Consider the following 17,543-nt stretch of genomic DNA (forward strand, 5'->3'; position numbering starts at 1 on the left):
GTATATAAAGTGCAAAAAATATAATTCAAGCCGGTGAATTTATTATCTTCAGCATAGATGTATAAAAATACAATTTGGCCTATCATAGTACCTAGAAGAACTTGTACAAAGTTTAACTTATTGATAAAAGAATAAAATGCTCCTGCAAAAATTAGCAAACCTACATATAAATTAAAATGCTCCCATAATTGAATATAATTACCCAAAGTTAATTTGTTTCCTAAATAATATATATTAGGCAAATACCATATTGAAAAACCAATAAGACTAATCATAAATATTTTGATAAAGTAATGTAGGCAATACGTTAATATTTCATGCATGTTTCTTTCTCTTATACCCACAGGGCGTTATTATAAATTTTATATTTTACACTTAGTTTTTATGTCACTAAGCGTAAAATATATAAACTTAAAGTTTTTTAAGGGTAAGTTAAAATGCAATTACGTTCCAAAACATAATGCCCCCCATTACCGTCAGGAAACTGCCATAATTCACAAGTATAATGAATATAGTGTCCACCATAACCTCCTGTCTGAAGTCCCCCCATATTTCCATCAGACATACTCCCTGTAAAAACCCCTCCTTCGGTTTCACTTGTCTTTTGCAAATTATCTTTAAGAAAATCAGCTAACAAAGATGTACATTCAGGAAAATCGCCAGGTGTAGCTAAGCAGAAATTAATAAATGCTTTATCCAAATGTGTTACTCCATGATAGTAAGCTGCTCTTGCAATAAACAAAGCTGAGTACACTTCCTGATCCTCACCAGATAAAAATTGTGCTTCAACTAACATATTTTCAAGAAATCCATCATCGCAAACACCCTTTGATGTCCCGGATTCATAGCAACTATCATGTACAGAGCATGAACTAGGAAAAACCTCAGGTACACCTGAGCAATAATCAGGCGTACCTGAACTATTAACAATGATCGGAACTTGAATATAATTATTTTCTGGGGAGAGTTTAAGATTTCTAAGTGTATCTTCATTCATTGATGTATTGTTAAGTAATTGAATTAATTTATAACCAAATATTTTTTGAATAGGATTTGCATTACTAATTCCTTTTCCATTATTAGAAATAGTAAAAACTTGCTTTAGCTTTAAATCTAACAAGAAATTAGCTTTCTTGTCTTTTTTACTTGCAATACATTCAAGAGAACTAATAACATAGTTGTCACAATAGATTACATCTGAAAATTTTGTGTTTTCATTAAGTTCTATTAATAATTCAACCTGATTTTCAGCAATTCCTTTCAGAAGAAAGTCATTTGGAAGTAACCCTTCATAACTTTTAGCTTGGCTAGTTATTGAGAATAAGATATTTACTAGTAAAAAAATTAATATTATGTTTATATTCATATGTATTTTCCCTAATTTTATGAAATTTTAGATTAAGCAACGGAAATAAAATTTATTATTTATCGTTCTTGTTATTTAGTGGAAGCTCCTTTTCAAATAACATATCTAAGCTAGGAATCTTTCACCTAAGCAAATTTACTTTATGTATAAATAGTTATTTAGTCAAATTCTTAGGATTAAATCCACAATGTTACGACTGAATTTTGTAATTACCCTAACTCGATCAAAAGCCATATAAGTAATTGAAATATAAAACTTTTACATTTCACTTGACCTCTAGTTTGATATTCCCACTTAAATCAAGACAAACACACGTGACAATAACTAGCCTAATTAAAGCATTTCCCCTCTGAAGTTGACAAACTAGCGGCTTGACAGAAACTCATTAAACCCATGTTTTTCTTAGTTAAATTAAAAAGATAACAATGAATATTGGAAAGTTGACCCGTTATTTGAATGTGGTGTCGCGTATTATCAGATAACTAACAACTAGTTTGTGCTCACTTCCAAAAATAAAAAGCCAGCGAATGCTGGCTTGATTAATTAACTAATTATTGCTTTATCACCGTAATGGTAAGGCATGTGCCGCTGACCTAAATATGGTGTTTAATAACATAACATTTAAACCATCAAGATAAGCTCTTGTCGTCGGTTCTTGCGTGAAACTAATGACCATGCCTTTAGCCATAGGTTGGTGAATCAAGTAAGGTTTGTATGCTAGTTGTTTTTTATTTTCTTCCCAAAGGTAACCACTGGCTAACACATTATCAGCACTGCTAAACCAGGCAACGTTCTTTCCTGAGGCGAGTTTAATTGGCGTATATATGTCGTTCCCGTAGGCAATTGCCGTTAAATTTTGATTTACGCCAGCCGTTAACCAATGCTCTTGATCGACTTCAATATTGGCTAATACGCCTGCGACAAAATCGGGTTTTTCTTTTGTATTTTCGCTAGCCTTGATCAAACTTTCTTTTGATGTAAATAACTGGCCAGCTATTTCTGAGTCTTTGGCAGACTCTTTAGCAGGCTTCTTTTTATCTGCCTTAGCTTTAAAGGCCCTTTCTCTTTTCACTGCTAGTAAACCAATGGCTTGATCTGCGGCATACTTAGTCGCTCTACCAAAGGTAATTAACACTCCACCGCGTTTTACCCATTGCTTGATATTATCAGCACCACTTTTACCTAGCGCATCCATATAATTGCCCGACGGTAAAATAAGTACTTGATAATTCGATAAATCAGCCCTTTTAAGCATAGGCGTACGGATTGCTGTTACGGGATAATTAAATTGTCGTTCGATAACAAATCGTGAATTTCCCGCACTCAGTGAGCTTACCGGCTCATCCCATGCCATCGCTATTTTAGGTGCGATCATATTGACAGTATTGCCACTACCAAAACTAGGCCCTTCGGTAACCCAACTGGTATTTACGCCAATAACTTTTGCACCCGTTTGAGCAGCGATTTGCTCTACTTTGCTCGCCAAGCCGTCGTCATTAGCACGCTTTTCAATGATCAATGAACCTGCAGAGAAATGATGCTTATTATCTAAAACAAAGGCTTTATCGGCACTTTTAACAGAAATACCCTGTAATAATGCTGCCGTTAAAAAACGACCTGCCGCCATGTCACCCCACTCAACGACGAAGCCAACAGTTGCATCAATATTTGATACATGGCCAACAAGGTGATCATCAGCTTTCACAAATTCAGTCGTTACTTTTATCGCTTTATTGCAATGCTCGACATCAACATCAAACATTAACGGTAATGACCAACCTGTTGTATCGTATATTTCATCATGTAGTTTTCGACTACGACGACGCTCTTGCTCCTTTATGAACTTACTGTCCATATCGACTTGTTTACTAAAGGTTGTTGTGACAAAGCGTCCTTTCGGTTGTGCTGAATCAATAAAGTAAGCACCCGCTTGGTAGGTTTTCCCACAACTTTTAAATGCTTTTTTCGCTCGATGCACTTCAACGTCATGTTGTGCCATTAACGTAGCTAGGCGATGAGTACCTGCTTTATTACGTTGATTAGGTAAAATATAAATACGCTCTTTTTTATCTTTACCTGCAGCAATTGCATTTACTTGATAATCGTAATAATCATTTAATAACTTTTGATGATTTTCTGATACTGCTTCAGCCGTTGATACAGAAGCCACAAAATGACGGTGCACGGTATTAAAATACGTTAAAACTTCACCGGTTTTCTTTTTATATAATTCACCTCTTGATGAAGAAACTTCATAGGTTGAGGCCGACGCACCATAAAAGGTTGGCCAACTATCGCCATAACCAGGGTAAAAAGCATCAAATATTTCACGGGTGAAAAAGTCAAAACCTAAACGGTCAAAGTGTTTACCGTTATTGCGACCGACAATAGCAATATTATCTATTTGCGTTTTGGTCATATGAGGATTAAACGGTTGAGCGGAAGGTGAAAAGTAATAACTTTGATCACCGCCCATCTCATGCAAATCAATCACCACTAATGGACGGTATTTATTGATTGTTTTAATTCTACCGGCTGTTTCAGGTTGTGTGATGGCTAACCAGTCTCGGTTCATATCAAACAAGTAATGATTGGAACGACCACTTGGCCATGGCTCATTGTGTTCGGCACTTAAACGATCGTCACTGTGTTGCATACCAACCGTTGAATAGTAACGACTGGTAAAGCGAGTACGCCCATCGGGGTTTTGTAGAGGATCAATAAACACTAAGGTATTGGCTAAAATCTTTTGATTGGTAGGTTCATCAGGTGCCGCCAATAAATGATAGGCCATCATCATTGCCGCATCTGTACTACTTATTTCGTTACCATGAACACCATAGCCTAGCCATACTGAAGCAGGTAATTGAGTAATTAGTTTTTTCGCTGTTTTTTTATCGGTTTTTCGAGGGTCTGACAACTGCTGCATTTTATTGGCAAAGTCATCAAGGTTTGCAATATTGTTAGCGTTACCTATCGCCACATATATTAGCTTTCGTCCTTCCCACGTTCGACCATATTCAAGCAGCTTTATTTTTGTCGGTTCAGCGCTTGCTAATGCTTCAAAATATCGCAGCATATCAGAGTAATTCGTAATGCGATCTCCCACCTCGTAGCCCAGTACTTTCTCAAAAGTAGGGATAGAATCGCGGTATTCGCTACCTGGCCACATTTTGCTTGAAGCTGAGTTAGCAAACGAATTTACAGAAATAAGCAAAGTAATCAGTACTGAGCAAATAAATGATAAATATTTGAATATCATGTGATAAAAAGTCCGAAGAAAAAAAGATGCCACTAACCTATCGTTAAGTTTGTATTTTATCAACACTAAAACTGACAAACGGATAAAGTCGTTATAAATGACCCTTATTTTTTATTAAAAAACCCAACCAACTGGATATATAACCAGTATTAAATTACACTATGCTTATTTGTCAAAGTTTAACGATTTCATGAAGCTTTATCTTGCTGAAAAACCCAGTTTAGGTCGTGCAATTGCCGATGCACTCCCAAAACCTCATAAAAAACATCAGGGGTTTATCGAAGTGGGCAATGGTGATGTCGTTTCATGGTGTATTGGGCATATTTTAGAGCAAGCCGATCCTGATAATTATGACGACAAGTATAAAAGGTGGCAATTAGATCACTTGCCGATTGTTCCCGATAAATGGCAACTGAAACCCAAATATAAAACGAAAAGTCAGCTTAGCGTCATCCGAAAATTAGTCAAACAAGCCGACCAATTGATCCATGCGGGAGATCCAGACAGGGAAGGACAATTATTAATTGATGAAGTTATCGATTACCTAAATGTTGATGAAGATAAAAAAAAGCGAACTCAACGGTTATTAATCAGTGATTTAAATCGTTCGGCCGTTCAGCGAGCGCTACAACAATTGCAATCCAATACTGCATTTATGCCTTTATCCGTGTCTGCTTTAGCAAGAAGTAGAGCCGATTGGCTATACGGTATCAATTTAACCCGCGCTTACACCATTCAAGGCGGCAAAGTAGGTTATCAAGGCGTGTTGTCGGTCGGTAGAGTACAAACCCCTATTTTAGGTTTAGTGGTCAACAGAGATGATGAAATTAACCAGTTTGTTGCCAAACCTTACTATCAAGTAACCGCAGATATTCAGACAAAAAATAGCGAAAGCTTTATCGCTACATGGCAACCGAGTGCAGCTTGCCAGCCTTATATGGACGATGAAGGCCGTGTGCTAGTAAAAAGCCTCGCTGAAAACGTTATCCAGCGTATTACAAATCAACCAGCGAAGGTTAGCACGGTTAAAAAAGAACAAAAACAGCAACCACCACCTTTGCCTTTTAACCTTTCTGCTCTGCAAATTGCCGCCGCGACGCAATATTCAATGAATGCAAAATTGGTGTTAGACGTTTGCCAAACTCTGTATGAAAAACATAAATTGATCACTTACCCTAGATCCGATTGTCGATATTTACCAGCCGAACAGCACCAACAAGCAACGACTATTTTAAAACATTTATCGCAATTAGATGGCCCCTTGAGCGAGGCCGCTATTAATGCCAACTCGGTATTAAAAAGTAAGGCTTGGAATAGCAAAAAAATAACAGCTCATCACGCGATTATACCTACAGAAAAGCCGTCACAAAACATCACCTTAAACAGTTTTGAAAAGAACGTTTATCAACTGATCACCAGACAATATCTTGCTCAATTCTATCCAGCTTATTTATATAACCATACGAAAGTTGACCTAGATATTGCCGGCGGCTTATTCACAGCGAGTGCAAATGTCCCGAAGCAAATTGGCTGGAAGTGTTTGTATAAAAAGGAAAATAAAAACAATGAAGCTGATGCGGTACAATATTTACCTGAGATAAACAAAGGGGACATTTTACATTGCCAACAAGGTAACTTGTTGAAAAAAATGACCCAAGCACCTAAGGCCTTCACTGATGCGACATTATTAGCCGCTATGACCGGCATCAGCCGTTTTGTTACCGATAAACAGCTTAAATCGATATTAAAAGAAACTGATGGTTTGGGAACGGAAGCAACGCGGGCTAACATTATCGAATTATTATTTAAGCGAGGATTCTTAAAGCGACAGGGAAAACTAATTCATGCAACAGATGCAGGCAAAGGACTAATTAATGCATTACCTGAGCAATGTACAACCCCCGATATGACCGCTCAATGGGAAGCTATGCTAAATAACATCAGTGAAAAAAAATCAACTTATCAAAACTTTATGCAGCCTTTATCCGAAACAATACATGATTTAGTTACGATTGCATCTAGCCATTTACCCACCTCTTTAAAAGGGATCAAATCAAGCCAAAAGCCTGCTTATATGAAGAAACGTAGGCGGAAGAAAAATGCTGTCTAAAGTTAGTTTGAATTCATCAACACGCTAACCGTTCAATTTTAAGCAAACAAAAAAGCTCACCGCAGTGAGCTTTAAAAAACAATTAGGTGTAAAATTTAGAAATACTAAACTCTCTCAATAACCGTTGCGATACCTTGGCCTAAGCCAATACACATAGTTGCTAAACCAATATTAACATCTTGGCCTTCCATCAAGTTCAACAACGTACCTGTGATACGAGAGCCAGAACAACCTAATGGGTGACCTAAGGCAATAGCGCCGCCGTTTAGGTTGATCATATCATCAGCTCTGTCTTCTAAACCTAACGCGCGAACACAAGATAACGCTTGTGCAGCAAAGGCTTCATTAAACTCAGCTAATTCGATATCCGCCAGTGTTAAACCTGCTCGTTTTAACGCTTTTTTCGTGGCTGGCACTGGACCAAAGCCCATGGTTGAAGGATCGCAACCAGCAACCCCCATACCGCGAATTTTAGCGCGCGGTGTTAAACCAAGCTCTTTTGCTCTATCCGCTGACATCACTAACATTGCAGATGCACCATCAGATAATGCTGATGAAGTACCAGCGGTAACTGTGCCATTAACAGGATCAAACACGGGGCGTAAGCCTGCTAAGGTTTCTACCGTAGTTTCAGGACGAATCACTTCATCATGTTCAACAAGAGTTAACGCGCCCATGGCATCATGACCTTGAGTTGCGACAATTTCATTCGCCCAACGACCATCAAGTGTAGCTTGGTGAGCACGTTGATGTGAACGAGCAGCAAAAGCATCTTGCTGTTCACGGGTAATACCATGTTGTTTACCGAGTAACTCAGCAGTTAAACCCATGTTTCCCGCAGCACGAGAGATGTATTTACTTAACGCCGGATCAAAATCCACGTCATACATCATAGGAACATGGCCCATATGTTCAACACCGCCAACAATGAAAACATCGCCTTGACCCGCCATAATATTCGTTGTGGCATCATGTAATGCTTGCATCGATGAACCACATAAACGGTTCACAGTAACGGCACCGACAGACTTGGGAATACTTGTTAATAATTGAGCATTACGAGCAATGTTAAAGCCTTGTTCTTTCGTTTGCTTAACATTTCCCCAAATAATATCTTCAATTAATGCTGGATCTAAATTTGGGTTTCTCACTAATAGCTGTTGCATTAAGTGTGCAGATAACCCTTCAGCACGTACGTTACGAAAAACACCCGCTTTAGAGCGCCCCATTGGTGTACGAATACAATCGACAATTACGACTTCTTTCATGATGGTCTCCTAAGCTGTTTTAACGTCAGTAGTGAAATAAGATTTACCTGAGGCTGCCATATCTCGCATACCCTCTGTAACTTGATAAATTTCACCTAAGTGGGCAAATTTATCTGCCATTTCGATAAAGTTAGTTAAACCAACGGTTTCTAAGTAACGAATTGGTCCGCCTCTAAATGGTGGGAATCCCAAGCCGTAAATTAAGCCCATGTCAGCTTCGGCGGCGGTATCAACAACACCTTCTTCTAAACATCGAACCACTTCGTTCACCATAGGGACCATTAAGCGAGCAATAATCTCATCGGCAGTAAACTCTTTTGAGTCAACTTTAAACAAATCATATGCAGCTTGGGCAGCAACTTTTGTTGGCTTGCCACGTTTGTCTTTACCGTAATCAAAGAAACCACCACCATTTTTCTGTCCTAAACGATTAGCATTGTATAAAGCGCTAACAGGGTCGTTATCAATTTTTGCCATACGTGTTGGGAAACCAGCCGACATAACACCTGTACAATGATCCGCCGTGTCAATTCCTACAACATCTAACAAGTATGCTGGACCCATTGGCCAACCAAACTGTTTTTCCATCACTTTATCAACTGCAGTAAAGTCAGCGCCTTCAAGCACTAACTGACTAAAACCGGCAAAATATGGAAATAGTACTCGATTGATATAAAAACCAGGACAATCATTTACAACGATAGGTGATTTACCCATTTTAGCTGCATATGCAACCACAGTAGCGATTGTTTCATCGGATGTTACTTTGCCACGAATAATTTCAACTAAAGGCATTTTATTGACTGGATTGAAAAAATGCATGCCACAAAACTTATCTTTGCGCTTTACACTCTCGGCAAGTAAATCGATCGAAATAGTTGAAGTGTTTGAGGTAATAACTGCATCTTCGGCAACATATGTTTCAACTTCAGCTAATACTGCCGCTTTTACTTTCGGATTTTCAACAACCGCCTCAACGACAATATCAACGTCTTTCACGCTGTCGTAACTAAGCGTTGGGGTAATATTGTTTAACACGCCTGCCATTTTCTTAGCATTAATGCGACCACGATCAGCAAGCTTTGATAAAATACCTGCAGCCGTTGTTAACCCTAAATCAAGCGCTTGATTGTTAATATCTTTCATGACAATCGGCGTGCCTTTATATGCTGATTGATAAGCAATACCGCCGCCCATAATACCGGCACCTAACACAGCAGCACGTTCAACGGATTTCGTTGCTAATTTACCAGCCTTTTTGGCTTTACCTTTAACCACTTGGTCCGCAAGGAACAATCCAATTTGCGCGGTCGCGGCATCCGTTTTCGCTAAAGCTGCAAATCCTTGGTTTTCTAGTGCCATTGCACCTTCTCGACCTAATCCAGCCGCAGCTTCTATCGTTTTCACGGTTGTCATAGGTGCAGGGTAATGTTTGCCTGCTTTTGCTGCGATCATGCCTTTGCAAGTAGTAAAAGTCATCACAGTTTCAGTTGGCGATAACTTTAAAGGCTCTAATTTTGGTAGACGTTTGGCGCGCCAATCTAACTTGCCATCAATCGCTTGTTGTAAGGTAGTTAAAGCAGCTTCACGTAAATTTTCAGGTGCAACAACGGCATCTAAAACACCTGCCGCTAAAGCCTGTTCAGCTTTATGCGCTTTACCTGTCGACATCCACTCTATGGCGTTGTCAGCGCCAATAAGGCGCGGTAAACGAACGGTGCCACCAAAGCCAGGCATTAACCCAAGTTTGACTTCTGGTAAACCAATAGAACATGTTGTATCGGCAATACGATATTCACACGCTAAAGAAAATTCACAACCACCACCTAACGCAAAACCATTTAACGCCACGACTTTTGGTAGTTCAATATCTTCAAAAGCATCAAAAACATCAGAACCTTGTTTTATCCAAGGAATAAGTTCATTTTCGGGCTTCTTGAAAATTTCTAAAAATTCTGTGATGTCTGCACCAACAATAAAGTTAGCTTTACCCGAGGTAATTAATACCCCTTTTGCTTCATCGCAGTTGTTAATCGCTGCAATAACCGCTTTATATTCTTCAAATGTAGCCTGATCGAATTTGTTTACCGAACCTTCAGCGTCAAATTTAAATTCAACAACGCCATTGTCCAATAACTCGGCAGAAAGGCTTTTGCCTTGAAATAACATGCCTAGTCTCCTCACTTTTCATTAACGTAAAATTAGGGGTTAATAGTTGTGCTTTTAATAATAGTCGATTGAGTGTGCCTTGAAAGAAAACTAAAAGCAATAAATTTAAACAAGCGTTTTAAATATACGTATGAAAAAATATTATGTTATAGAAATTATAATCAACCTTTTTTATACAACTAACTGATTAATAGAAATAAATATATTAACTGTATTAGATATAATGAAATTCGAGTACAAATAAACAACAATATAAATAGGTAATACTGGTGATTTACCGTAAAATATATTTTATTTTTCTCTCAAGATTGATATGAATTTATCTAAGATCACCCAACGCCCCGAAAACCTTTTGCTTGCCATGGCATTTATTATGCCGCTCGTTTTCTCTGTTTGGATGGCACTACTTAATAACTTTGTTATAGAAAAAGCACATTTCACTGGGAAAGAAATCGGTATCTTACAAAGTTTACGTGAGGTACCTGGCTTTTTAGCTTTTACGGTTATTTATCTCTTACTTTTTGTAAAAGAACAAAAATTGGCAATTATTTCGCTATTTATTACCGCCTTTGGCGTTGCTGCTACAGGTTATTTTCCAAGTGTCTACGGCTTATATATCACTACAGTTATTATGTCGGTAGGGTTTCATTACTTTGAAACCGTTAATCAATCCTTAACTCTGCAATGGATAAATAAAGACAATACTGCGCATTTCATGGGAAGAATGTTATCGGCAAAGTCTGCGGCATCTCTATTAGCTTTTAGCAGTATTTGGCTATTAATGGAAAAATTTACGTGGTCATATCAAGCCACCTACACTTTATTTGGCGGTATCGCGATAATATTTACCTTATTCTTAGCCCTGACTTTTAAACAGTTCCCTGTTCATGTTGAACAAGATAAAAAACTGATCCTAAGAAAGCGATATTGGTTATTTTACGCTTTAACATTTTTCAGTGGTGCACGCAGACAAATATTTGTTGTTTTCGCTGGCTTTTTAATGGTTGAAAAATTTGGATATAGCGTGGCTGATATTAGTGCTTTATTTCTAATAAATTATATTTTCAATTGGCTGTTTGCCGCTCGAATTGGCAAATTAATTGGAATTATTGGTGAACGACGAATTTTAAAATTTGAGTACATTGGCTTGATCACACTGTTTATCGCTTATGGCTTAGTTGAAAACTCCACTGTCGCAGCCGTCCTCTATGTTATTGACCATTTGTTTTTCGCATTAGCCATTGCGATTAAAACCTATTTTCAAAAAATTGCTAAACCTGAAGATATTGCTTCAAGTGCTGGTGTGAGTTTTTCTATTAACCATATTGCTGCAGTAGTAATTCCAGCTTTATTAGGCATGGTATGGATTATTAACTCTTCTTGGGTATTTTATGTCGGCGCTGGCTTTGCTTTTTGTTCGTTATGTTTAGCGCATTTAATTCCAACAACACCAAAACAGGGCATTGAACTTAAATTTCAAGAAAGTTAATGCGCCAAAAATGCCGAAAAAAAAGTTGTGTCATTTTTTAGAAAAACGACACAACTTTTATTGGGTTTGCTATGTGTTAAGCCCATTACATTTTGTTAGGAATCATTAAGAGTTATTCTTTAAAAACGCCAAGAACTCATCAGCAGGCATAGGTTTAGCGTAAAAGAAACCTTGTACTTCATCGCAAGCTTGAGATTTCAAATGTGCTTCCTGATCTTTATCTTCTATCCCCTCAGCAATGACTTTTAAGTCCATTTGTTTGCCAAGATTAATAATAGTGTCAGCGATAATTGATTGACCTGGTTTTGCAATGTCGATAACAAATGAGCGATCAACTTTTAAGCGATCTAACGGGAGTTTCTGTAAATAGCTTAAAGATGAGTACCCGGTACCAAAATCATCTAAAGCGATACTAATACCTTCAGCTTTTACTTGATTTAATGCATCAATAACAATCTGAGGTTCATCCATCAAAATGTTTTCTGTAATTTCAAGCTCTAACTTACTTGGATTGACTTGATAATGCTTTATTGCATCAATAATACTGCTTACAAAATTTTCACGTTTAAATTGAGGAATTGAAACGTTTACTGAAATACTAACGTCATTAAATGATTGTTTTTCTAAACTTTTAATTTGCTTACAAGCTTGTTTGATTACCCAATCACCGATTTCAATAATAAGCCCAGAATATTCCGCTAAAGGAATAAAGACGGCTGGAGAAATAAACTGTCCATCGGCAGTTCGCCAGCGTAAAAGTGCTTCGGCGCCAATCACTTTGCCAGAGTTGAGGTTTAATTGTGGTTGATACCAAAGCTCTAAACGGTTTTCTGCAAAATCTGTACGTAACTGACGGATCATACCTAATCGCCATAACGTTTTATCTTCCATTTCTTGTTTATAATAAACAAAATGCTCTTGATTACTCTTCTTAGCTAAATTTAATGCAATATTGATTTGATTTAACACTTTCACGCCACGTGAGCCTGCATCATCTTTATGGCATAAACCAAAACAAGCATTGATGGGTAAGTATTGCTCACCGGCAGAAAAGGCTTGTTTAAATAAATTATTTAAATTTTCAGGGGTGAGACAATCAGCAGGTCCAATAATACCAAAAACATCAGCGCCAACTCGGGCAAATTGACAATTCCCCCCCATAGCTTTCATTCGTTCGGTGACAGCTAATAAGAGTTGATTACCTAAGTCTTGCCCTAAGCCATCATTAATATCACTAAAATGATTAATATCGATTAAACCAGCAACTAAATCTTGCTCATTACTTTGCGCAAAGTCATCTAGTAAATTAACAAATTCTAATCGATTGGGTAAATCAGTTAACCAATCTTTATAAGCCGCGTCTCTAAGCTTTTGGAATAAGTGTACATTTTCATACCCGATTGAAATATTTGTCAGAAATACTTCGATCAATTGCTTATCAATATCATTAACAGGGCTATTTAACTCAATATATATAACCGCTCTAAAACCACCACTTGAGAGATATAAACTAATATTTTCATCAGTAAATAAATGTTGTTTCTGCTGGAAACAGCTCGTGATCTGCTTTTGAGCGAAATTATTATTCAGTGCATCTAATTTCTGTTTTGTTTTATCTGCAGACAAACCTTGATGACCTAAAATATATAAGCTTAAATCATCAGCACCATCAACTATCCCCTGCCCTCTAGCGCAAAATACACTAAACTCACTATCACTTAATAATTGTAGTTGTGATAACACGCCATCTGCGTATTCTTTAACGGAATGTAATTCTAACAAGTCGGCTGCCGCGCCTATGATTTTTTCAAGACCTATGCGGTTTTGCGTGACGGTTTCAATTTGTTGATAAGAGCGAATAGCAGCGTAAACAGTAGTAACTAATTTTCGGCGGGTTAATTCAGTTTTCGTTTTGTAATCATTAATATCATAATCTTTAATGACACTTTCTTCTGGCGCATAGCCCGGCTGACCGGTGCGTAACACAATACGAATATCTTGACGGGATAACGTTTCACGAATGTGTTTAACTACATTTAATCCTGCATCATCAGTTTCCATGACAACATCTAATAAAACTAAGACAATATCATCATGTTGTTCAATTTGTTGACAAGCATCTTTACCTGAGTAGGCATGAATATATTCTAAACGTTGACCTAAAACGACTAGGTCTGACAACGCAAGCTGAGTGACCGAGTGTATTTCGGGATCATCATCAACAATTAATACTTTCCAAGTATTGCTTGTTGAGTTCTCTAGTATTTCATCTTCATCACTATCATCGATAAACAAAAAATCGTCGTTAGTTTCCTCAGAAGCCTGCATATAATCCTCAAGAAATGGCAATTAAACCATTTTAATTTCAGTGACTTTTAACTAGTTTTTTTATTCTTGGTTCCAAGACCCATATTAACATAATAAAAGTGAGTGACAGAATATTCAACAAATCATTCATAATTAATGATTAATTTTTCAGTGTTTCACACTAACAAGTAAATATTAGGTGAATTATCGATAATTGCCTATAAAAATTTTTAGTGATAGACAAATTAAATAATCAAAGTGATACTAAAATAATAAATGTACTATTGGCGTACCTTAGGACGTTAGAATGAAAGTCAGCAAAACTTCAACCGCTAGCCCAATCACCCTGTCAGTAGAAAATGAAAAGTCAGTGATAACCGCACCTGAAAAGAACACGAAAAGTCAGACTCAAAGTGCTGCTAACCCTTCTACGCAAATGCAACTGATGGGATTAGCTAAACAATTTGTCATTGATGGCGCTTTACTTCCGCTTGAAAAGCAACCTCCAATAGAAGAAAGATCTAAAAAACGAGAGCGCATCACACATTTAAGAAAACAGCAAAACCTCGAACATATTATTCAACGAGCTATTCAATATTGCTCGGATGAAGAAGTCGCCGACCGAGCCGATCAAGATTGGTTTAATAATTTTATTAATTTGGCCGAAGATGTTAGCAATAAAACTATGCAAGATTTATGGGCAAAAATTTTAGCCGGTGAAATATCATCGCCGGGTAGTTTTTCGCTTAAATCGTTACAAGCATTCAAAACAATGAGTATTAACGAAGCTAAATTGCTCGCTAAAGCGTGTGCGATTGCAATAAAAGATCAATCAAATAAAAGTATGCGTATTATTTCAGGCGCTTCTCAAACGCCTGGATTATTTAATTTTTTTAGTAAAGATAGAGAGCACAGAATAAATTTAAGTCCATTTGGTCTTTCATATGCAGAGCTACTCACTTTGGCAGATAATCACCTTATTTTTATTCAAGAAACAGAAACAGCTCCTATTGCTGCTGGTGAGAATATTTCATTTGTCTTCAACGGCATAAATTTATCGCTAAAAGCAAATAAAAATAATAGCTTACTAACTTTTTATAAGTTTACGCCAATCGGTACTGAATTAGCTCAATTGATTGCTGACAATCCAGAGAAAAAATATCTGCACCTTTTAAAACAAGAAACTTCCAGCTTGTTTCAAGTCAATTATTAAACTGCATAAAAAATCCGATGCATATACATCGGATTTTTAATCAAACTCTTCAACTTAAAGTGATGCTAGTTTAATGGTTAACTTTGCTCACGAGCGATTGCACGGTAAGCAATATCCGTTCTAAATTGCACGTCTTCCCAGCTAATCTCATGCAATAATTCATAAGCAGCTTTTTGTGCTTCAGTGACAGTTTGTCCTAATGCCGTGGCACAAAGTACTCGGCCACCTGCCGTAACTACTTCACCCTTGTCATTTGCGGTACCGGCATGGAAGGTTTTTCTATCTTCTTTTACATTAGTGTCTAAACCACTGATCACTTTACCTTTCGCATAACTACCTGGGTATCCGCCAGCCGCTAATACAACACCAACGGCAGGACGAGGATCAAAATCTATCGTCGCTTTGTCTAATTCGCCTTTACAAGCAGATAAACAAAGTTCAACGATATCGGTTTTCAAACGCATCATAATTGGCTGTGTTTCTGGATCACCAAATCGGCAATTATACTCAATCACTTTTGGTGTGCCGTCAGCATCAATCATCAAACCTGCGTATAAAAAGCCGGTATAAGGAGCCTCTTCTTTTGCCATACCTTCAACGGTCGGATATATCACTTCATTCATAATACGTTGATGAATTTCTGGCGTAACAACAGGCGCTGGAGAATAAGCTCCCATACCGCCAGTATTTGGACCTTCATCATTATTGAAAGCACGTTTATGATCTTGGCTAGTGGCCATCGCAAGGACATTTGTTCCGTCAACCATGACAATAAAGCTTGCTTCTTCACCCGCTAAAAATTCTTCGATAACAACACGATGTCCAGCATCACCAAAAGCGTTGCCCGCTAACATATCTTTAATCGCATCTTCAGCTTCTGTTAAGGTCATGGCGACAATTACACCTTTACCTGCCGCTAAACCATCAGCCTTAATTACAATTGGCGCACCTTTTTCGCGCACATATGCTAACGCAGGTTCTATTTCAGTGAAATTTTGGTACCAACCTGTAGGGATATTATTTCTTGCAAGAAAATCTTTAGTGAATGCCTTAGATCCTTCAAGCTGAGCCGCTTTAGCACTAGGACCAAAAATAGTTAACCCTTGTGCTTGAAACGCATCAACAACACCATCGACTAGCGGTTGTTCTGGACCAACAATTGTTAAGGTAATGTTTTGAGTTTTAGCAAATTCAACTAAGGCAGGTATGTCACCTACTGATATTGCAACATTCTCTAATTTACTCTCAGTTGCAGTACCCGCATTTCCTGGAGCAACAAACACTTTTTCGACTTGAGAAGATTGTGCAGCTTTCCATGCCAATGCATGTTCACGACCACCACTACCAATTACCAAAACATTCATTTAACTATTTTCCTAAAATTGATGTAAAAAACTGGCCCAACATTTTATTCGCTTTAAAATATTGAGCCATTATTTATGAGTGCTAATTATTAGTTGCACTATTATTTTAAAATGAGTTATTTAGCACTTTTAACAAATTTTAATGTCATACGGTCACTTTCACCGATGGCTAAATACTTTTCTTTATCTTTGTCACCTAACGCAAGACTTGGTGGTAAAGTCCACACACCTTTTTCGTAACTGGCTTTATCTTTCGGATTAGCATTAACTTCACTTGAACCTGCAAGATCAAAACCAGCCGCTTTTGCTTGTGCAATAGTAGTTTCTACAGAAACATAACCACGATTCATATCGTTAGCAGCAACGCCTTCTGGTAAACGGTGCTCAACCACACCTAAGATACCACCAGGTTTTAGCGCCTTAAAAGCATCAATAAAAACTTGTTGAACGCCCTCTTCACCCCAGTTATGTAAATTACGGAAAGTTAATACCATATCTGCTGTTGCAGCAGGCGCTAACTCACTGGCTTTTTTCGGAACAAAATTCGACAATTCCACTTCGCTAAACACATCATTACTAGCCAGTTTCTTTTCTAATCGTTTTCGAGAGTTACTGTAATAATTGTCTTCACCTGTATCTGGGTAGTGCGCGCCAATTAATTTGCCAGTACCTTTCAATGCGGGAGCCAAAATTTCAGTATACCAACCACCACCGGGGGTAATTTCAACCACGGTCATAGTTGGCTGAAAGCCTAAGAATTCTAGAGTTTCTTTAGGGTGACGATATTGATCACGTGCTTTGTTTTCTGCAGAGCGATGCTCACCAGCAATAGCGTGGGCTAATTTATCACTGCCAGCTTGAACATAACTAACTGATGCCATTGATAAACTAACAAGTGATGCGGCGATAAAGGTTTTTATTGTTTTCATGTGATCTTCCATAAATGATTAATGTGAATAAATGACTAAACTATTTATAACAGATTATAAGAACAA

The 17,543-nt window shown here is 37.6% G+C and carries 10 protein-coding genes; 3 read left to right on the forward strand and 7 right to left on the reverse strand.

The window, feature by feature from the left end:
• Window positions 1-421 precede the first annotated feature (421 nt).
• Complete coding sequence (locus tag RM573_RS15510) at window positions 422-1,366, reverse strand: hypothetical protein (protein ID WP_311584058.1); 945 nt, start codon at window positions 1,364-1,366, stop codon at window positions 422-424.
• A gap of 562 nt (window positions 1,367-1,928) precedes the next feature.
• Entirely contained in the window at window positions 1,929-4,628 is a 2,700-nt protein-coding gene (locus RM573_RS15515) for a M14 family metallopeptidase (protein WP_311584061.1), read from the reverse strand.
• A 190-nt stretch (window positions 4,629-4,818) separates the two neighbouring features.
• Between RM573_RS15515 and RM573_RS15520 the strand changes: the two genes are divergently transcribed.
• Window positions 4,819-6,738, forward strand: a complete 1,920-nt coding sequence (locus RM573_RS15520) for a DNA topoisomerase III (protein WP_311584065.1) — start codon at window positions 4,819-4,821, stop codon at window positions 6,736-6,738.
• Window positions 6,739-6,842: 104 nt separating this feature from the next.
• On the opposite strand, the gene fadA is transcribed toward RM573_RS15520, so the two are convergent.
• Window positions 6,843-8,006, reverse strand: a complete 1,164-nt coding sequence (gene fadA, locus RM573_RS15525) for an acetyl-CoA C-acyltransferase FadA (protein ID WP_311584068.1) — start codon at window positions 8,004-8,006, stop codon at window positions 6,843-6,845.
• A gap of 9 nt (window positions 8,007-8,015) precedes the next feature.
• Entirely contained in the window at window positions 8,016-10,175 is a 2,160-nt protein-coding gene (gene fadB / locus RM573_RS15530) for a fatty acid oxidation complex subunit alpha FadB (RefSeq protein ID WP_311584072.1), read from the reverse strand.
• 313 nt (window positions 10,176-10,488) lie between these two features.
• Here fadB and RM573_RS15535 point away from each other — a divergent pair, with 313 nt between their 5' ends.
• On the forward strand, window positions 10,489-11,664 hold the full coding sequence (locus RM573_RS15535) for an MFS transporter (protein ID WP_311584075.1): 1,176 nt from the start codon (window positions 10,489-10,491) through the stop codon (window positions 11,662-11,664).
• Window positions 11,665-11,769: 105 nt separating this feature from the next.
• Here the strand turns inward: RM573_RS15535 and RM573_RS15540 are convergent, their stop codons facing one another.
• Complete coding sequence (locus tag RM573_RS15540) at window positions 11,770-13,992, reverse strand: bifunctional diguanylate cyclase/phosphodiesterase (RefSeq protein ID WP_311584078.1); 2,223 nt, start codon at window positions 13,990-13,992, stop codon at window positions 11,770-11,772.
• Window positions 13,993-14,278: 286 nt separating this feature from the next.
• On the opposite strand from RM573_RS15540, the gene RM573_RS15545 reads away from it, so the two are divergent.
• Complete coding sequence (locus tag RM573_RS15545; RefSeq protein WP_311584081.1) at window positions 14,279-15,184, forward strand: TIGR03899 family protein; 906 nt, start codon at window positions 14,279-14,281, stop codon at window positions 15,182-15,184.
• 77 nt (window positions 15,185-15,261) lie between these two features.
• Here the strand turns inward: RM573_RS15545 and purD are convergent, their stop codons facing one another.
• Window positions 15,262-16,548, reverse strand: a complete 1,287-nt coding sequence (gene purD, locus RM573_RS15550) for a phosphoribosylamine--glycine ligase (RefSeq protein WP_311584084.1) — start codon at window positions 16,546-16,548, stop codon at window positions 15,262-15,264.
• 116 nt (window positions 16,549-16,664) lie between these two features.
• Window positions 16,665-17,477: a class I SAM-dependent methyltransferase gene (locus RM573_RS15555; protein ID WP_311584088.1), complete on the reverse strand. Its 813-nt coding sequence runs from the start codon at window positions 17,475-17,477 to the stop codon at window positions 16,665-16,667.
• Window positions 17,478-17,543: the final 66 nt, after the last annotated feature.

The sequence above is a fragment of the Thalassotalea castellviae genome (genome assembly GCF_031846185.1).
In the GTDB taxonomy this organism is placed as follows: Bacteria; Pseudomonadota; Gammaproteobacteria; order Enterobacterales; family Alteromonadaceae; genus Thalassotalea_H; species Thalassotalea_H castellviae.

Bases quoted from the DNA above. Each gene is read 5' to 3' on its own strand.
- fadA (WP_311584068.1), bottom strand. From the start codon at position 8,006: ATGAAAGAAGTCGTAATTGTCGATTGTATTCGTACACCAATGGGGCGC.
- fadB (WP_311584072.1), bottom strand. From the start codon at position 10,175: ATGTTATTTCAAGGCAAAAGCCTTTCTGCCGAGTTATTGGACAATGGC.
- purD (WP_311584084.1), bottom strand. From the start codon at position 16,548: ATGAATGTTTTGGTAATTGGTAGTGGTGGTCGTGAACATGCATTGGCA.
- RM573_RS15515 (WP_311584061.1), bottom strand. From the start codon at position 4,628: ATGATATTCAAATATTTATCATTTATTTGCTCAGTACTGATTACTTTG.
- RM573_RS15520 (WP_311584065.1), top strand. From the start codon at position 4,819: ATGAAGCTTTATCTTGCTGAAAAACCCAGTTTAGGTCGTGCAATTGCC.
- RM573_RS15535 (WP_311584075.1), top strand. From the start codon at position 10,489: ATGAATTTATCTAAGATCACCCAACGCCCCGAAAACCTTTTGCTTGCC.
- RM573_RS15555 (WP_311584088.1), bottom strand. From the start codon at position 17,477: ATGAAAACAATAAAAACCTTTATCGCCGCATCACTTGTTAGTTTATCA.
- RM573_RS15510 (WP_311584058.1), bottom strand. From the start codon at position 1,366: ATGAATATAAACATAATATTAATTTTTTTACTAGTAAATATCTTATTC.
- RM573_RS15540 (WP_311584078.1), bottom strand. From the start codon at position 13,992: ATGCAGGCTTCTGAGGAAACTAACGACGATTTTTTGTTTATCGATGAT.
- RM573_RS15545 (WP_311584081.1), top strand. From the start codon at position 14,279: ATGAAAGTCAGCAAAACTTCAACCGCTAGCCCAATCACCCTGTCAGTA.